The organism is Streptomyces sp. NRRL WC-3742, assembly GCF_000720635.1.
In the GTDB taxonomy this organism is placed as follows: domain Bacteria; phylum Actinomycetota; class Actinomycetes; order Streptomycetales; family Streptomycetaceae; genus Kitasatospora.
This window is the reverse complement of record NZ_JOCF01000081.1, coordinates 1-15,775: the sequence shown is the minus strand read 5'-3', so window position 1 is coordinate 15,775 and position 15,775 is coordinate 1. Positions and strand designations below refer to the sequence as shown.

Annotated in this window: 16 protein-coding genes, 1 pseudogene and 1 riboswitch; of the genes and pseudogenes, 10 read left to right on the top strand and 7 right to left on the bottom strand. The window is 72.2% G+C overall.

All coding sequences use genetic code 11. The features are described 5' to 3' along the window. The first annotated feature begins 1 nt into the window (after nucleotide 1). Both IH61_RS0133855 and IH61_RS0133850 read left to right on the top strand, forming a co-directional pair. Nucleotides 2-1,342: a dihydrolipoamide acetyltransferase family protein gene (locus IH61_RS0133855; RefSeq protein ID WP_031077011.1), complete on the top strand. Its 1,341-nt coding sequence runs from the start codon at nucleotides 2-4 to the stop codon at nucleotides 1,340-1,342. A 406-nt stretch (nucleotides 1,343-1,748) separates the two neighbouring features. Further along, nucleotides 1,749-3,131 (top strand): globin domain-containing protein, encoded by a 1,383-nt coding sequence (locus tag IH61_RS0133850; RefSeq protein ID WP_234327445.1) that lies wholly within the window; start codon nucleotides 1,749-1,751, stop codon nucleotides 3,129-3,131. A 37-nt stretch (nucleotides 3,132-3,168) separates the two neighbouring features. On the opposite strand, the gene IH61_RS0133845 is transcribed toward IH61_RS0133850, so the two are convergent. Then, complete coding sequence (locus IH61_RS0133845; RefSeq protein ID WP_031077007.1) at nucleotides 3,169-3,711, bottom strand: NUDIX domain-containing protein; 543 nt, start codon at nucleotides 3,709-3,711, stop codon at nucleotides 3,169-3,171. A 200-nt stretch (nucleotides 3,712-3,911) separates the two neighbouring features. On the opposite strand from IH61_RS0133845, the pseudogene IH61_RS0133840 reads away from it, so the two are divergent. Both IH61_RS0133840 and IH61_RS0133835 read left to right on the top strand, forming a co-directional pair. Beyond that, a pseudogene (locus tag IH61_RS0133840) lies at nucleotides 3,912-4,148 on the top strand (helix-turn-helix domain-containing protein); the annotation flags it as partial. Nucleotides 4,149-4,472: 324 nt separating this feature from the next. Then, a complete protein-coding gene (locus tag IH61_RS0133835; protein ID WP_031077004.1) occupies nucleotides 4,473-4,892 on the top strand; it encodes an SsgA family sporulation/cell division regulator in 420 nt (139 codons plus the stop codon). A gap of 146 nt (nucleotides 4,893-5,038) precedes the next feature. Here IH61_RS0133835 and IH61_RS0133830 read toward each other — a convergent pair whose 3' ends face one another. After that, nucleotides 5,039-5,419 carry a phage holin family protein gene (locus IH61_RS0133830; protein WP_031077002.1) on the bottom strand — a complete coding sequence of 127 codons (381 nt, stop codon included), beginning with the start codon at nucleotides 5,417-5,419 and terminating at the stop codon, nucleotides 5,039-5,041. A 116-nt stretch (nucleotides 5,420-5,535) separates the two neighbouring features. Here IH61_RS0133830 and IH61_RS0133825 point away from each other — a divergent pair, with 116 nt between their 5' ends. From IH61_RS0133825 to IH61_RS0133805, 5 genes are all read left to right on the top strand, one after another. After that, nucleotides 5,536-5,853 (top strand): cupin domain-containing protein, encoded by a 318-nt coding sequence (locus IH61_RS0133825; RefSeq protein WP_031077000.1) that lies wholly within the window; start codon nucleotides 5,536-5,538, stop codon nucleotides 5,851-5,853. 18 nt (nucleotides 5,854-5,871) lie between these two features. Continuing rightward, nucleotides 5,872-6,552, top strand: coding sequence for a thiaminase II (gene tenA, locus IH61_RS0133820; RefSeq protein WP_031076999.1), 681 nt, complete (start codon nucleotides 5,872-5,874; stop codon nucleotides 6,550-6,552). A 213-nt stretch (nucleotides 6,553-6,765) separates the two neighbouring features. Further along, nucleotides 6,766-6,966 carry a DUF5326 family protein gene (locus tag IH61_RS0133815; RefSeq protein ID WP_031076997.1) on the top strand — a complete coding sequence of 67 codons (201 nt, stop codon included), beginning with the start codon at nucleotides 6,766-6,768 and terminating at the stop codon, nucleotides 6,964-6,966. Nucleotides 6,967-7,120: 154 nt separating this feature from the next. Then, nucleotides 7,121-7,255, top strand: a riboswitch (TPP riboswitch). Beyond that, a complete protein-coding gene (gene thiC / locus IH61_RS0133810; protein ID WP_031076996.1) occupies nucleotides 7,251-9,077 on the top strand; it encodes a phosphomethylpyrimidine synthase ThiC in 1,827 nt (608 codons plus the stop codon). Its footprint overlaps the riboswitch before it by 5 nt. Before the next feature lie 43 nt (nucleotides 9,078-9,120). Further along, entirely contained in the window at nucleotides 9,121-9,417 is a 297-nt protein-coding gene (locus tag IH61_RS0133805; RefSeq protein ID WP_031076994.1) for a putative quinol monooxygenase, read from the top strand. Nucleotides 9,418-9,487: 70 nt separating this feature from the next. Here the strand turns inward: IH61_RS0133805 and IH61_RS0133800 are convergent, their stop codons facing one another. The 3 genes from IH61_RS0133800 to IH61_RS0133790 form a co-directional block, all read right to left on the bottom strand. Then, nucleotides 9,488-10,459 (bottom strand): hypothetical protein, encoded by a 972-nt coding sequence (locus IH61_RS0133800; protein ID WP_158845595.1) that lies wholly within the window; start codon nucleotides 10,457-10,459, stop codon nucleotides 9,488-9,490. Between the two features lie 388 nt (nucleotides 10,460-10,847). After that, a complete protein-coding gene (locus IH61_RS0133795; RefSeq protein WP_051838521.1) occupies nucleotides 10,848-12,170 on the bottom strand; it encodes a DUF2029 domain-containing protein in 1,323 nt (440 codons plus the stop codon). A 119-nt stretch (nucleotides 12,171-12,289) separates the two neighbouring features. Continuing rightward, nucleotides 12,290-13,126, bottom strand: a complete 837-nt coding sequence (locus IH61_RS0133790; protein WP_031076989.1) for a helix-turn-helix transcriptional regulator — start codon at nucleotides 13,124-13,126, stop codon at nucleotides 12,290-12,292. A 102-nt stretch (nucleotides 13,127-13,228) separates the two neighbouring features. Between IH61_RS0133790 and IH61_RS0133785 the strand changes: the two genes are divergently transcribed. Continuing rightward, entirely contained in the window at nucleotides 13,229-13,834 is a 606-nt protein-coding gene (locus tag IH61_RS0133785; RefSeq protein WP_031076987.1) for an NADPH-dependent FMN reductase, read from the top strand. Nucleotides 13,835-13,849: 15 nt separating this feature from the next. Here the strand turns inward: IH61_RS0133785 and IH61_RS0133780 are convergent, their stop codons facing one another. Both IH61_RS0133780 and IH61_RS0133775 read right to left on the bottom strand, forming a co-directional pair. Continuing rightward, on the bottom strand, nucleotides 13,850-14,644 hold the full coding sequence (locus IH61_RS0133780; protein WP_031076986.1) for a hypothetical protein: 795 nt from the start codon (nucleotides 14,642-14,644) through the stop codon (nucleotides 13,850-13,852). Nucleotides 14,645-14,868: 224 nt separating this feature from the next. Further along, a partial coding sequence (locus IH61_RS0133775) for a metallophosphoesterase (protein WP_031076984.1) occupies nucleotides 14,869-15,775 on the bottom strand: 907 nt, incomplete at its 5' end.

The following is a 15,775-nucleotide window of genomic DNA, read 5'->3' as shown; positions in this document are numbered from 1 at the left end:
GATGCCGGTTGTGCGAGAGTTCCGGCTGCCCGACCTCGGTGAGGGGCTCACCGGGGCGGAGGTGGTGCGCTGGATGGTCGAGGTCGGCGAGGTGATCGCGGTCGACCAGCCGGTGGTGGAGGTCGAGACCGCCAAGGCCGTGGTGGAGGTGCCCTGCCCGTACGGCGGGGTGGTGACCGCGCGGTACGGGGAGGTGGGCGAGGAGGTCGCCGTGGGCGCGCCCCTGGTGGCGGTGGCGGTGGCGGTGGCGGCGGCGGGGAGCGGGTTTCCTGCGGATTCTGCGGCTCCTGCGGCTTCGTCGGCCCCTTCGGCTTCCTCGGCTTCCTCGGCCTCGGAGGTCGAGCGGCCGTTGGTGGGGTACGGGGTCGCGGAGAGCAGGGGTGGTCGGCGGCGGCGGGTCGGTGCGACGGCCGTGGTCGCGGCTCCCGCCGCCGTGGCTCCCGTCGAGGCTCCCGCCGTCGAGGCGGTTCCGGCCGCTCCCGTGGTGGTGCCGGTGATCTCGCCGCTGGTGCGGCGGCTGGCCCGGGAGCAGGGCGTCGACCTGACGGCGCTCGCGGGCAGCGGGCCGGACGGGCTGATCATGCGTGCGGACGTCGAACGGGCGGTCGCGGTGAAGGTCTCCGCTCCCGCCGTCGCGGCGGTGGCCGCCCCGGTGGGGGAGGTCGTCCCGCTGCGCGGGCTGCGCAAGGCGGTGGCGGAGAAGCTCAGCCGCAGCCACCGGGAGATCCCGGCCGCGACCTGCTGGGTGGACGCCGACGCCACCGAACTGATGGCGCTTCGGCGGCAGTTGAACGCCACGCCGGGGCCGAAGGTGAGCGTGCTGGCGCTGCTCGCCCGGATCTGCACCGTCGCGCTGGCGCGCTTCCCCGAGCTCAACTCCAGTGTGACGGAGGACGGTTCGGGCATCGTCCGGCACCAGGCGGTGCACCTGGGCTTCGCCGCGCAGGGCGAGCGGGGCCTCGTCGTCCCGGTGGTGCGGAACGCGCAGGTGCGCAGCACCGAGCAACTCGGCGAGGAGTTGGGCCGGTTGACGGAGTCCGCCCGTGCGGGCTCGCTGACGCCGGGCGAACTGACCGGCGGCACCTTCACGTTGAACAACTACGGGGTGTTCGGGGTGGACGGCTCGACGCCGATCCTCAACCACCCGGAGGCGGCGATGCTCGGCGTCGGCCGGATCGTCGCCAAACCCTGGGTGCACGAGGGGCAGTTGGCGGTGCGCGAGGTCACCCAGCTGTCCTTCACCTTCGACCACAGGGTCTGCGACGGCGGGACGGCCGGGGGCTTCCTGCGGTTCGTCGCGGACTGCGTCGAGCAGCCGGGGATGCTGCTGCGGCAGCTGTGAGGGCGCACTGCGGTCGCCCTGGGTGTGCTGCTCGGCACACAGGGCGACCGCAGATCGAGTGAGAGTAGCGCGTTCCGGGGCCGGGCGTCCGGGCTTCGCGCGATTTGTCGGATGAGTACTTCGGGCGTGCCACGCTGCCTAGGCGTCAGCAGAGAAGCCAGGTGGTGACGCTGGGTCGGCCGGAGGCGAAACGATTCTCTTGGGTACTCGAAATGTCGCGGTGAAGTCCCGCAGAACACTTCTGATCCGTACCGGGCACGGGTCGGCGGGGGTCTCCTCCGTTCCGGGGCTGCCGGGGGCGGCACCGGTCGCCACGGCGGAACCGGCAACGGAACCGGCACCGGATTTGGCGTCGGAGCCGGCACGGGGGTCGGTGTCGGAACCGGCGCGGGAACCGGTGGCCCCGGTGATCCCGGAGCCGCCCGACCACCCGCCGGCCGTCCCCGCGCCCAGCTACCCCGAGCAGCCCGCGACCACCGGCATCGGCACCGGTACCACCTCCGCCTTCCAGCCCCTGTTCACCGACGCTCCCGGGCTCAACTGGGCGGGCCCCGGTGACAGTTGGAGCCACGCCTGGGCGGCGCAGCCCGCCGCGCCCACCCCCGTCGTGCCGCTCGCCACCGCGACCGTCGGCTCGGCCGTCGAACTGCCCATCACCGCCCGGGACATCGAGCTGATCAGGGCCAGCCTCGCCGTCGTCGAACCCGTCGCCGACCGCGCCACCGCGCACTTCTACGCGCTGCTCTTCCTGCACCACCCCGAGGTCCGCTCGCTCTTCCCCGCCGCGATGGACGTCCAGCGCGACCGCCTGTTCCGCGCCCTGCTGGCCGCCGCCCGGGGCGCCGAGGACCCGGTGGCGCTGCGCGCGCACCTCGCCGGGCTGGGCCGGGGCCACCGCCGGTACGGCACGCTGACCGGCCACTACGCCCCGGTCGGGGAATGCCTCGTACAGGCGCTCGCCCGGTACGCGGGCGCCCGGTGGGACGCCGACACCGAACTGGCCTGGCGCCGCGCCTACCTGCTGATCTCCACGATCATGATCGAGGCCGCCGAGGAGGCCGCGCTCACCTCTCCGCCCTGGTGGCGGGGAGAGGTGGTGCGCCACGAGCGCCCCACCCGGGACATCGCGGTGCTCACCGTCCGCCCCGACCAGGCGTACCCGTACCGCGCCGGGCAGTACTGCAGCCTGGAGACGCCCTGGTGGCCGAGGGTCTGGCGGCACTACTCCTTCGCCAGCGCGCCCCGGCCGGACGGGCTGCTGACCTTCCACGTGAAGGCCGTCCAGGCGGGCTGGGTGAGCAACGCGCTGGTGCACCGGGCCGCGCCCGGGGACGTCCTGCGGCTGGGCCCGGCGGCCGGTTCGATGACCGTCGACCACCGCGCCGGGGCCGACCTGCTCTGCCTGGCCGGCGGCACCGGCATCGCGCCGGTCCGGGCACTGGTCGAGGAGATCGTCTCCCACGGGCCGAACGGCGGCCGCAGCGTCGAGGTGTTCTACGGGGCCCGCCGCGCCGCCGAACTGTACGAACTGGACGGCCTGCGCGAGCTGGCCGGGCGCCACCCCTGGCTGACGGTGCGCCCGGTGCTCTCCGGCACCGGCCCGGCCACGGGCGTGCTCACCGGCGAACTTCCCGAGGTGGTGGGCCGGTTCGGCCCCTGGCCCGGCCGCGACGCGGTGCTCAGCGGGCCGCCCGCGATGGTGCGCCGGGGCGTGGGCGTGCTGCTGCACGCGGGGGTGCCGGCCGAGCGCATCCGGCATGACCTCGTCGGCGGGCTGGAGAACAGTTAGGCCGTGTCCGCCCGGAGAGGGCCCAAGGCGGGTCGTCCTATGCGAGGTCGGGTGCCAGGAGGGCGCGGACGCCTTCGATGTTGGCCGCCAGGTACGCCCGCAGGCGGGGCGGGACGATGTTCACCGAGGTGACGCCTTCGCGGGTGAACGGCAGCCGGACCACCTCGTACTCGCCGTTCGGCTCGTCCACCTCGGGCCCGTGGCGCCGGCTGAGGTCCATCGAGGCCAGCCGGCAGACGAAGAAGTGCTGCACCTTGACCCCGTGCGGGTGCAGAAGCGTGCCGTCGTCGTGGTGGGTGTGGCTGATGGTGTCGACGAAGGCGGGCACCACGTCCACCACCTTGCCGCCGAGCTCCTCGGACACCTCGCGGTGCAGCGCCTCCACCACCGTGCGGTCCTCGCGCTCGACCCCGCCGCCCGGCGTGATCCAGTACGGGTGCGGGGAACCGGGCCGGACCCGCCGGATCAGCACGATCGAGGCCGGGCCGTACGGGTCGTCCCGGTCCAGCTCCAGCAGGATCGCGCGGGCGGTGCGTTTCACGACCGGGCGCGGTGGCGGAGTGCGGTTGTCGGTGCCCATGGCCACCTCCGGGGCGGGAGCGTTGTGCGGGAGTCTCCCGCGCGGACGCGCCGTCGAAACGCCGACCCGGGTGGGTGCGTCCGTTCGGGGCGCCGCTGTGCTCCAATGGGCAGCCGCCGGAGGAAGCGGAGCCCGCGCTCCGCATGGCCGGGCTGGGCGCGGACCTGTGCGAGGGACTGGGGCGGGGGGCTGGATTGGCCATGGAACAGAGCGGGGAACCGTCCGGGAGCGGTCCGAGACGGGCGCGGCCCCCGGAGGAGCTGCCGGTGGAAGAGCTGCCGGTGGACGCGGCGGGCCAGGGCCGGGGTCCGACCCTGATCGGCTCCGTCCAGCGGGCGCTGCGCCTGCTGGAGGCGGTCGGCGGATTCCGCCACGGCGCCACCGCCAAGCAGCTCGCCCGCGCCGCCGACCTGCCCCTGGGCACCACCTACCACCTGCGGACCGGCTGATCAACGCGGCCGGTCAACTGCGTCGGGGCGTCGGGGCGATGAGCGCGGCGTTCGTGCTCTGACCGGCGGGCTGGGCGGCGGGCGGGCGCGGAGGAGGCACCCTTGACAGCCCCTGTGAACGGGGTTCACTCTCGTTCACCATTTGAAAAAGCACACCTTGTCCACGTCCTGCCCAAACATGGACGATGAGGGTCCAATGTGGACTGGTTGCACGAAACCGTGGATCTACTGCACGAAAACGTCGAAAACATGCCCGGCCGCCGGCGGGACAAGGGCGTTCCGCGACCTGGCAGAGCGAGAGGTACTGGCGCCATGCAGCACAGCACGACCGTCCAGGGCCACCTGGCGATGGGTCTCGTGGTCTCCCCCGAGCTCACGTTCAGCATCGTGGTGGACCTGGAGTACGACCCCGGCGACCCGTACGCCGTCCGCTTCACGTTCCACCTGCCCGGCGACCACCCCGTCACCTGGGTCTTCGCCCGCGAGCTGGTGGTGGACGGCCTCACCCGGCCCTCCGGCGAGGGCGACGTGCACATCCGCCCGCTCGGCGGGGAGCCCGGCGAGGTCTGCCTCGTCCTGCGTGCCCCCGGCGGTGACGCCATGCTGCGGTCCTCGGCGGCGCCGCTGATCGCCTTCCTGGCGCGTACCGACCGGCTGGTGCCCATGGGGCAGGAGATCACCACGCGGGAACTGGACGCCCAGCTCGCCGACATCCTCAGCGGCCGGGGATAGCCCGCCTCGCGGCGTGAACACGGCGCGGACACGGCGCGGACACGGCGCGGACGCGACACGGACAGGGAGCGGACGCGACGGAGGGGCCCGTACCCGGTGGACGTACCCGGGCGCAGGCCCCTCTCGCGTCGGTGCAGCGGCCGTCGTCAGTCGTCGTCCAGGGCCAGGTGCAGGCCCCAGGAGACCACGCTGATGATCAGCGAGCCGATCAGCGCCGCCACGAACCCGGTGACGTGGAAGTCCAGTTCGAGCTTGTGGGCCGCCCACGAGGTCAGCATCAGCATCAGGGCGTTGATCACGAAGGTGATCAGGCCCAGGGTGAGGATGAACAGCGGGAACGAGAACAGCTTGACGACCGGCTTGATCAGCCAGTTGACGACGCCGAACACGACCGCGACGCCGAGCACCGTCAGCGCCTTGTGCTGCCAGTCGGCCTTGCCCTGAGCGAGCTGGATGCCGCTGACGATCCAGGCGGCGACCCAGATGGCCGCCGCGTTGATCAGTGTCTTGATGACGAAACCCTTCATGGCGCCCAAGCCTGGCAGGCCCTTGGGCCGCAGGGAAGCTCCCTCCGGACGAGTTGGTGTTGAATGCCCCTGGTCCCGGAGGTGGACGGACGGGCGCGAAACGGAGGGGTACGACGGTGAAGCTGTTCCGGCTGGACGAGTTGGACGACGAACGGGCGGCCAACGACGGCGCGTACCTGCGCTTCCTGCGCGAGCCGCGGATGTCCGCGGGGCTGTACGCCCTCTCCCCCGGCGCGACCGACACCCAGACCGCGCACGACCAGGACGAGATCTACCAGGTGATCAGCGGCCGGGCCGAGCTGACCGTGGGCGCCGAGACCGCGACGGTCGGGCGCGGCACCGTCGTGTACGTGCCCGCCGGAACCCCGCACCGCTTCCACCACATCACCGAGGAACTGCGGGTGCTGGTGGTCTTCTCGCCCCCCGAGGACTGACCTCCTAGGGTTGCCGGCATGACCCCCAGCCCCAGCCCCAGCCTCACCGAAGAGCTCTGGGCGTCGATCGAGCCGATCTACGCCGAGATCCTCGCCCACCCCTTCCTCGGCGGCCTCACCGACGGCACCCTCCCCCGGGAGGCGTTCCGCCACTTCGTCGTCCAGGACTCGCACTACCTGCGCGACTACGCCCGCGCCCTCGCCCTCTGCGCCGCCAAGGCGCCGGGCGAGGAGGAGGTCCGGGCGTTCGCGGACGACGCGATCGGCGCGCTCGCGGCCGAGCAGGGCATGCACGCCGAGTTCCTCACCGCCTTCGGCGGCAGCGCCGAACAGGCCGCCGCCGAGCCGGTGCTGCCCACCACCCGGGCCTACACCAGCTACCTGCTGGCCACCGTGTACGGCGGCTCCTTCGCCGAGGCGGTCGGCGCGGTGCTGCCCTGCTACTGGATCTACGCCCGCGTCGGCGAGGCGCTGCTCGCCCAGGGCTCCCCCGACCCGCTGTACGCCAAGTGGATCTCCACGTACGGGGACGAGGCGTTCCAGTCCGTGGTGCGGCGGGTGCTGGAGCTCACCGACCGGCTCGGCGAGGAGATCTCCCCGGCCGAACGCCGCAGGGTGGTCGAGCACTTCACGACGACCTCGCGGTACGAGTGGATGTTCTGGGACGCGGCCTGGCGCGGGGAGCGCTGGCCGGTCTGACCTGCGCGGAGCCGCGTCCGGAGCCTGTTCCGGGGCCTCGGGCGGGCGGTTCTCGGGGGCGACCCCGGGGGCCGGGGTCGGGGTGATATCCGGGTTCTCTCCGGGCTGTTGGGCCTCGTTCCGGTGCAGGGGTCACCGTACGATCGAAGTACCGAAAGCGAGCGGGATGCGGCACCGGACGGCAGCCGGCCCGAGGGGAGAAGAGGAACCGACATGGCTGAGCTCTGGAAGTCGCTGCCCTCCTGGGTGCGCAACATCGTCATCCCGGTGCTGGTCCTGGTGCTGGCCTGGAACATCGTCGGCTTCGTGTTCGGCGTCGTCGGCGCTGTGCTGAGCATCATCATCAAGCTGCTGGTGGTCGTCGGCATCGCCGCCGCCGTGGTGATCCTGGTGAAGAAGGCCGCCAGGAGCTGAGCCGTCGGCCCCGACGCCCGAGCCGCTGAGGCCCGGCCCCCGCACCCCGGGGAGCCGGGCCCCGGGTGTCTTCGGCCCCGTGTTCGATGGCGACGCCGTCTGGACCTGCGGGGATCGGCTCGCTACGGTGTTGGGCGTCATGTGCAGGCAACACCGCCTGCGACGCGGGAGCTCGGAGCACCGGGCTGAGAGGGCGCTGACCGGGACGTCGACGGACGGACCGACGGCTGCGTCGACCGCAGGAACCTGACCGGGTAATGCCGGCGTAGGGAGTATGAGGTCCGATGACCACGTTCGAAGCACAGCCGCAGTCTGCCCAGGGCGCCCCCGCTGCCGCCCCCAACAGCACCCGCACCGGCTACCCCACCCCGGCCTGGCGCAAGGCCCACCGCGAAGGGTCCCGCCCCGACCTGCGCGTCCCGTACCGCGAGGTGGTCCTCACCAACGGCCGGACCGTCCCGCTGTACGACACCTCCGGCCCGTACACCGACCCGTCCTACGAGCCCGACGTGCGGCGCGGCCTGCCGCCGCTGCGCGACTCCTGGATCCGCCAGCGCGGCGACGTCGAGGAGTACGACGGCCGCGAGGCGCGCCCCGAGGACGACGGCATCAAGCACACCTCCCCGCGCGGCGGCGACCTGCGCAACCTCGACGCCGTCTTCCCCGGCCGCCCGCGCCGCCCGCTGCGCGGCCGCGACGGCGCCGCCGTCACCCAACTCGCCTATGCCAGGCGGGGCGTGGTGACCCCGGAGATGGAGTTCGTCGCCCTGCGCGAGGGTCTGGAGCCCGAGTACGTGCGCGCCGAGGTGGCCCGCGGCCGGGCCGTCATCCCGGTCAACGTGAACCACCCGGAGGTCGAGCCGGCGATCATCGGCACCAACTTCCTGGTGAAGATCAACGCCAACATCGGCAACTCCGCCGTCACCTCCTCGATCGAGGAGGAGGTGGAGAAGATGACCTGGGCCACCCGCTGGGGCGCCGACACCGTCATGGACCTCTCCACCGGCCGCAACATCCACACCACCCGCGAGTGGATCCTGCGCAACTCCCCCGTGCCGATCGGCACCGTGCCGCTCTACCAGGCGCTGGAGAAGGTCGACGGCAGGGCCGAGGAGCTCAGCTGGGACGTGTACCGGGACACGATCATCGAGCAGTGCGAGCAGGGCGTCGACTACATGACCGTCCACGCCGGCGTGCTGCTGCGGTACGTCCCGCTCACCGCGCGCCGCAAGACCGGCATCGTCTCGCGCGGCGGCTCGATCATGGCGGCCTGGTGCCTCGCGCACCACCAGGAGAACTTCCTCTACACCAACTTCGAGGAACTCTGCGACATCCTGGCCACCTACGACGTCACCTTCTCCCTCGGTGACGGCCTGCGCCCCGGCTCCATCGCCGACGCCAACGACGAGGCGCAGTTCGCCGAGCTGCAGACCCTCGGTGAGCTCGGCCGGATCGCCCGCGAGCGCGACGTCCAGGTGATGATCGAGGGCCCGGGCCACGTCCCGATGCACAAGATCAAGGAGAACATGGATCTCCAGAAGGAGATCTGCGACGAGGCGCCGTTCTACACCCTCGGCCCCCTCACCACCGACGTCGCCCCCGGCTACGACCACATCACCTCGGGCATCGGCGCGGCCATGATCGCCTGGTGGGGCACCGCGATGCTCTGCTACGTCACGCCCAAGGAGCACCTGGGCCTGCCCAACCGCGACGACGTCAAGACCGGCGTGATCACCTACAAGATCGCCGCCCACGCCGCCGACCTCGCCAAGGGCCACCCCGGCGCCCAGGCATGGGACGACGCCCTCTCCGACGCCCGCTTCGAGTTCCGCTGGGAGGACCAGTTCAACCTGGCCCTCGACCCGGAGACCGCCCGCGACTTCCACGACGAGACCCTCCCCGCCGAACCCGCCAAGACCGCGCACTTCTGCTCCATGTGCGGCCCGAAGTTCTGCTCGATGAAGATCTCCCAGAAGATCCGCGACGAGCACGGCGACGGCTCCAGCGCCGTCGCCACCGAGTTCGACGCCGAGGCCCTTGCCGGCATGGCCGAGAAGTCCGCCGAGTTCGCCGCCCAGGGGAACAAGGTCTACCTCCCGCTGGTTGACTGACGACCGACCGCAGCGTCGGAGTACGGGAAGTGAGCGGAAGACCTTGTCCAGGACCATAAGCGTGATCGCGGTGTTGAAGGCCAAGCCCGGGATGGAGGATCACATGCGGGCGCAGGCACGGTCGATGGCCGAGGCCAGTCTGGCCGAGCCGGGCTGCCTCTCCTACCGCAACTACGTGGACCCGGACGATCCGCGTGCCTGGGTGGCCGTGGAGGAGTGGGTCGACCGTGAGGCGCTCGAGGCGCATCTGGCGAGCCCGCACCTGGCTCGGTCCCTCGAGCTCTCGAGTGCCCTGCTCGCCGAGCCGCCCTCGGTGAAGATCCTCGCCGAGGTGGACTGACCCGACGCGCCACCACATGCGGTGCCCCGGACAGCTGTGGCTGTCCGGGGCACCGGGTTTTTGGGGCTTGTTACCCGAGGGCGTTGACGGCCACCGAGGAGGTGATGTCGGTGTCGACGGGGAACTGGCCGGTGCTCGGGAGGAGGCTGAGCGTGCCGGCGGCGAAGATCGAGGCACCGCCGGTGCCGAGGGAGAGGCGGACCTTGTAGGTCTGGCTCTGGCCCTTGCCGAGGCCCGTGAGGCCGGGCAGCTGCCAGGTGCTGTTGGTACCGGCGACGGGGGTCCAGCTGCCGCCCTGGAGGACGTCCAGCTTCAGGCTGACCGGGGCGGTGACGGCGCCGTTGCCCCAGTGCAGGGCGGGGTTGATCGGCGCGTTGATCGGCGCGCCGTTGTTGGTCACGGTGACATCGGTCGTGAACGGGGTCGAGGCGGAGACGGTGCCCCAGAGGTTCGAGAAGTTCTGGAACAGGGCGCCGGTGGGGGCCGCGACCGCCAGGGTGCCCGGGGCGGTGACGGTGCTGTCGTTCTGGTTGTTGACCAGGTCGATCTTGACGGCGGTGTCGGCGGCCGGGAGGGCGGCCTTCACCTTGACGTTGACGGCCCAGGTGTAGGTGGTGTGGGCCGGAACCTTGAAGTTGGAGTAGGTGCTGGTCGGCACGACAGCGCCGGAGAAGCTGTTGTTGGCGTCCCAGGAGGGGATGACGTCGGTGCTCGGGGCGGAGATCGCCTTCGCGTTGAAGTCGACCCAGCTCGGCACGACCGGGTTGGCGCCACCCACCGGCGTGACGTTCACGGCCGGGTGGAAGGGCTGCGCCACATCGGAGTTGTTGGTGACGGTCAGCGTCAGGTCCGCGCCGCTGCCCGTACGGGTCAGCGTGGCCTGTCCGGCGTTCTGCGTCAGGGAGGCCACCAGCGGCGCGGTGCCGGTCGCGGTGGTGCTGGCGAAGGCGGCCGCCGGGGTGAGGGTGGCGGCGCCGATGGCGGCCACCACAGTCGCGGCGGCGAGCACACGGGAACGACGAGTGGACGGGTTCGTGAACATGAGTGATTTCCCCCTGGAAATCAATGGCAGACATACACCGAGGTCGGCCCGGCACTTTGGGTGCGGGCCCGGCGGCTGCGATGCGAAGATTTTTACAGGAGGCTTGTCGGCCTACCAACACAAACTTTATTACCGTTCTATAACGAGCGACCAACTGCAGCTCAAGGAGCGGTTGTTGTTGTTCATTAGGTTCTGTCCGATCCAATGCAGGAGGTTCGTCCGCCATCCAATTCACCGGAAGGAATGGGCTCGCTGATGTGTTGGCCGAAATCCATAGGGAAGTGGCGCTGAGGCGCGGAAAGGGAGTGGGAGACCTTGTCCAAAAACATAAAGGCGAGGGCGGCCGCACCGGGGGTTCCCGGTTCGGCCGCCCTCGGGGCAGGCGGGGTCAGGGGGCGATGAGTTGGGAGTCGCGCGGGGAGGGGACGGCGGCGTCGGTCGCGGGTTCGGCCGGGAGCCGACGGTACTCGAGGGCCGTCACCACGAGGACGGCGAGGCCCGCGGCGCCCATGGAGGCGGCGACCAGCTCCCAGACGTGGGTGGACCACTGGTAGTCCATCATCGTCGCCAGGGTCTTCGGCCGCAGGAACGGCAGGTAGCTGGACAAGGAGGCGACCTGGACCAGGATCGGGGCGAACCAGAGCCGGCGCGGCAGGTAGAAGGCGGCGAGCACGCTGAGGACGTCCGCGATGTAGAAGTAGCGGTCGTGCATGGACGGCAGCAGGAACGGCACCGTGATCGCCGAGGCGACGGCGGTGAGCAGGACCTGGTTCTGGGTGAGGGTGGGGCGGGCCGCGCCGTTGCGCAGGGCCAGGCGGCCGGTGCGGGAGAGCACGGCCAGGGCGATCAGGACGACCACGACGGCACCGGCGGCGAGGACGCCCGTGCTGCGGACGGTGTCGAGGTGGTGCGGGTCGGCCGGGGCCTTCACGAACTGGTACAGCGACGGCGCGTTGAGGGTCAGCTGCGGGTAGGAGTCGGCCTGCCGGGTGTAGACCGTCATCAGTTTGACCGGTTCGGCGCCGAGCAGGAACGCCGGGATGTCCAGGGCCAGGTAGACCGCGGGGATCGCGAGCAGGCTGCGCCACAGCACGCGCCGGGTGACCAGCACGACCAGCAGGAACGGGAAGACGAAGACGGTCTGCAGCTTGAACGCGAGCGCGAAGCCGAGCATCGAGCAGGCCCACCAGGGACGGTGGGCCAGGACGAAGTAGACGGCGCCGACCACGAACGAGGTGTAGATCCCGTCGGCCTGTGCCCACCAGCCGCTGTTGACGGCGACGGTGGGCATCACCAGGACGAGCAGCGCCGCCGCGAACGGCTGCCAGGCGTCGCGGCGCGGGTAGCGCAGGGCGACGATGCGGAACACGAAGAACGCCTGGAGCAGGTCGAAGGCGATGGAGATGGCCTTGATCCCGGCGAGCGGCCCGATCGGGAGGTAGGTCAGCGCGGCCATCAGGTACAGGTACGGGACGTTGTAGTCCGCGAAGCTGGAGTCCTTGAGGGCGTGGAAGCCGCCGTTGTGCTTCATGGTCTCGTACCAGCGAAGCAGGAAGACGTCGAAGTCCAGCGACTTCCAGTGCAGCATGGCGGCGCGCAGGCCCAGCGCGACGATCCCGATGCCGACCAGCAGGGCCAGCCGCACCGCGGGCTTCGCGAGGGGTGACAGCGGTCTCTCCGTGGTGGCCGGGCGTCCGGCTGCGTGCGTCATGTGGTCTCCGTTGGAAGGTCGGGACACAACCTCCGTTGGCCCCCACGACTGCGACACATTCAACCCGATCTCGGGGCGGATCCTGGCGTCGGGGTGTGGCGCCCTCGGCGTGGGCCGGGTCAGGAGACGGAGCGCAGGCGGTGCGGTGCGGGGCGCAGCAGGTCGGCGAGGTGGGCGGCGGTGGGCTCGTCGGCGGGGAGGAGGACGACGATCTGCTGGCGGTCGGCGGCGAGGTCGAGGACCTCGCGGTCGAGGAGGAGCTCCGGGCCCGAGGGGTGGCGCAGCCGCAGCGGGCCGCGGGCGGGGACGAGGTGGTTGCCGAGGCGGCGGGTGAACTCGGGGCCGGCGACGGGGGCGAGTTCGGTGCTGAGCCACTCGGAGCTCTCGGCGGAGGGGCCGAGCCAGAGGTCGAACGCCTGCTCGTCGGCGACCTCGTCCCAGTCGGGGAAGAGGTCGCGGGCGCGGGGGTCGGTGAAGACGTAGCGGGTGAGGTTGGGCGCGGGGTGGTCGAGGAGGCCGGAGGCGCCGAGGACGGCGGCGTAGCCGCTGGTGTGGGCGAGGATCTCGCCGAGGCGGTTGGTGATCGCGGCGATGCCGGGTTCGAGGAGCCGGAGGGTCTCGCGGACGGTGGCGCGGATCTCGCGGCTGGGCGGTGCGGGGCGTACGTGGCTGGGGCAGGTGCCGCCGGTGATCTTGGTGAGGTAGCGGATGTGTTCCCGCTCGGCGGGGTCGAGGCTGAGGGCGTCGCAGAGCGCGTTGACGACGGCGGTGGAGGGGTTGCGGTCGCGGCCCTGCTCCAGCCGGGTCAGGTACTCGACGCTGATGCCCGCGCGGACGGCGAGGTCGGAGCGGCGCAGCCCGGGCGAGCGGCGGCGGCCGTGGTCGGGCAGGCCCAGGGTCTCGGGCTGGATGCTGTCGCGCTTGGCTCGGACGAAGTCCCCCAGTGGTGTCCCCATGACGATCAGCGTACGGGCGCGGCCCGCCCGGAGGGTGGCCCTGCTGGGGCCAGCCCGGGCACGGTCTGGTCGGGCCCGGGGACCGGGCGCAGGGTGGTGGCCATGGAGAACACGAAGAGTGGTGCGCACAGGCTGGTGGTCGTCGTCGGAAGCGTCCGGGAGGGGCGTTTCGGCCCGGTGGTGTCCTCGTGGGTGGCCGAACGGGCCGCCGAGCACGGGGGGTTCGAGGTGGAGGTGGTGGATCTGGCGGAGGTGGAGCTGCCGTTGGCGCTGCCGTCCTCCTCGCCGAAGTTCGCGGGTGACGACTACCCCCGCCCGGCGGGGATGGCGCGGCTGACCGAGGCGCTGGAGGGCGCGGATGCGTTCCTGATCGTCACCCCGGAGTACAACCACAGCTACCCGGCCTCGCTGAAGGCGGCCATCGACTGGCACTTCACCCAGTGGACGGCCAAGCCGGTCGCCTTCGTCAGCTACGGCGGCGCGGCGGGCGGGCGGCACGCGGTGCTGCACCTGGAGAACGTGCTGACCGAGCTGCACGCGGTGACGATCCGGGACGGCCTGGCCTTCCCGAACTACTTCACGGCCTGGGAGGACGGGAGGCCGACCGACCCGAACGCGGCCGGGTACGCCAAGGTGCTGCTCGACCAACTGTCCTGGTGGGCGGGCGCGCTGAAGAACGCCAGGGCGGCGGCTCCGTACCCGGCCTGAGGCTGCGGCCGCTGGTCAGCCGACCTCGTCGGGGCCGGTGAAGGCGGGCGGGGTGTAGCCGGTCGGCCCGGACTTGCCGAGCCCGGGGTCGTCCGGGCCGGTGAAGTCGGGGCTGCTGTACGAGGGTGAGCTGAAGCCGGGGCTGCTGAAGTGCGGGGGCCCGCCGGGGACGGCGGGCAGGGCGGAGTGGAGGTAGGGCAGCAGTCCGCGCTCGCGCAGGGCCGTGCGCCATTCGCGCCGGGCGCGGGCGAGTTCGGCGGCCTGCTGCCGGTCGGTGCCGACCGGGGTGGCCGCCGAGCCGTCCCGCAGCGCGGTGAGGACGAGCCCGATGATGCCGACCGCCATCGCCGCGACCCCGGCGGCCAGGGCCGTCCAGCCCGCGGTGATCAGCGGGCCGGCGAGGGCGGCCGAGGGGTCGGCGGCCCGGACCAGGTAGCCGAGCAGCAGCAGGGCGACGGCCGCCGTCCAGGCGAGGATCGGGGTGAGGACGGTGAGCACCGGGAACAGTCCGGCGCCGCCGCCCGAGGAGCGCAGCTGCGAGAGCAGCGCGGGGGCGGTGGGTTCGGTGCCGGCGGGCGGCGGCGGGGTGTTGCGCAGGCTCTCGCGCAGCGCGGTGTAGCGCTCGTACTCCTCGGCGGCGGCCGCGGCTATCCGGTCGGCGTCGCGGAGCGCGTGCACGCGCAGTTCGGCGGCCGTGAGTGCGCCGGGAGCGCGCAGTGCGGTGAGGACGGTGCTGTCGCGCAGGGCTTCGCCGAGCAGGCGCTCGTACTCGGGGCGGTCCTCGGCGAGCAGGGGCGGGGGGTTGGACATGGGGACCCCGTTCGGGCAGACCCGGGCCGGTTCGGCGAGGGGCGGGGCCCTCGGGGAGGCCGGGACGGGCACGGAGGCGGGCCACCGGACGGGCGGCCGGGTGTGACGTGCCTCATGTTAGGGGCGTGCCCCGCCGACTTGACAGTCGGTTTCCGGAATTTCGCGCCCCGGGCCGCGCGCGTGCGGCGGCCCGAGCGCCGGGAACAACTGTTCGGACGGCCTTCTCAGTTGACGGGAAGTCGGGCGACGAGGAGGCGCCCCTCCATGGTGACGCCGCCGTCCATGGCCACGGCCAGGTCGTCGGCGTACACGTACGGCCCGGGGATGTGCGGCGGCTGTCCGTCGTCGGCGTGCACGGCGCCGGTCAGGTACGGGATGGGGCTGTGCCCGTGCACGATGCGCGTGCCGCCGTAGGTGTCGAGCAGCTCGTGGACGGCCATCGGCCCGGCCTCGCCGCGGAAGGCGAAGCGCTTGGTGAAGCGGCGGAAGCAGTCCCACCACTCGTCCACGCTGCCGTCCGCGAGCAGGCTGTGCACGGCGTCGTTGACGTCGGGGATGGACTCGCCGTACTCCAGGTACGCGGTGGTGTCGGAGTGCAGCAGCAGGTGGTCGTCCTCCAGCGCGACGGCGGGCAGCCGGGAGAGCCAGCTGACGTGGTGCGCCTCCAGGCGGTCCAGGTCGCTCTGCTGGCCGCCGTTGAGCCGCCAGGCGGCGAGGAAGGAGGCGGTGCCGGCGGTGGACTGCACGGGCTCGTCGCCGTAGCGGGAGGCGCCGAGGAAGAGCAGTTCGTGATTGCCCATCAGGGCGCGGCAGTAGCCTCCGGCGGCGGCGGCCTCGGCGGCGAGCTGCATGACGAGGTCGATGACGCCGATGCCGTCCGGGCCGCGGTCGGTGAAGTCGCCGAGGAACCAGATGCGGGCGCGGCCGGCGGACCAGTGGCCCTCGGCGTCGATCAGGCCCTGGTGGTGGAGCTCGGCGCGAAGCTCCTCGAGGTAGCCGTGCACGTCGCCGACGACGTAGACCGGGCCGGGGGGCTCGCCGGGGCCGGGGGCCGGGTACGGGTAGGTCGGCGCGGAGGGGTCGGGCAGCGGGGGGCCGAGCTCGATGGTGGGCGGGTCGTCGCGGCCGGGG

Excerpts from the sequence above, each read along its gene's own strand:
- IH61_RS0133835 (WP_031077004.1), top strand. The coding sequence starts at position 4,473 with ATGCAGCACAGCACGACCGTCCAGGGCCACCTGGCGATGGGTCTCGTG.
- IH61_RS0133800 (WP_158845595.1), bottom strand. The coding sequence starts at position 10,459 with ATGTTCACGAACCCGTCCACTCGTCGTTCCCGTGTGCTCGCCGCCGCG.
- IH61_RS0133780 (WP_031076986.1), bottom strand. The coding sequence starts at position 14,644 with ATGTCCAACCCCCCGCCCCTGCTCGCCGAGGACCGCCCCGAGTACGAG.
- IH61_RS0133855 (WP_031077011.1), top strand. The coding sequence starts at position 2 with ATGCCGGTTGTGCGAGAGTTCCGGCTGCCCGACCTCGGTGAGGGGCTC.
- IH61_RS0133785 (WP_031076987.1), top strand. The coding sequence starts at position 13,229 with ATGGAGAACACGAAGAGTGGTGCGCACAGGCTGGTGGTCGTCGTCGGA.
- IH61_RS0133790 (WP_031076989.1), bottom strand. The coding sequence starts at position 13,126 with ATGGGGACACCACTGGGGGACTTCGTCCGAGCCAAGCGCGACAGCATC.
- IH61_RS0133795 (WP_051838521.1), bottom strand. The coding sequence starts at position 12,170 with ATGACGCACGCAGCCGGACGCCCGGCCACCACGGAGAGACCGCTGTCA.
- IH61_RS0133815 (WP_031076997.1), top strand. The coding sequence starts at position 6,766 with ATGGCTGAGCTCTGGAAGTCGCTGCCCTCCTGGGTGCGCAACATCGTC.
- tenA (WP_031076999.1), top strand. The coding sequence starts at position 5,872 with ATGACCCCCAGCCCCAGCCCCAGCCTCACCGAAGAGCTCTGGGCGTCG.
- thiC (WP_031076996.1), top strand. The coding sequence starts at position 7,251 with ATGACCACGTTCGAAGCACAGCCGCAGTCTGCCCAGGGCGCCCCCGCT.
- IH61_RS0133830 (WP_031077002.1), bottom strand. The coding sequence starts at position 5,419 with ATGAAGGGTTTCGTCATCAAGACACTGATCAACGCGGCGGCCATCTGG.
- IH61_RS0133845 (WP_031077007.1), bottom strand. The coding sequence starts at position 3,711 with ATGGGCACCGACAACCGCACTCCGCCACCGCGCCCGGTCGTGAAACGC.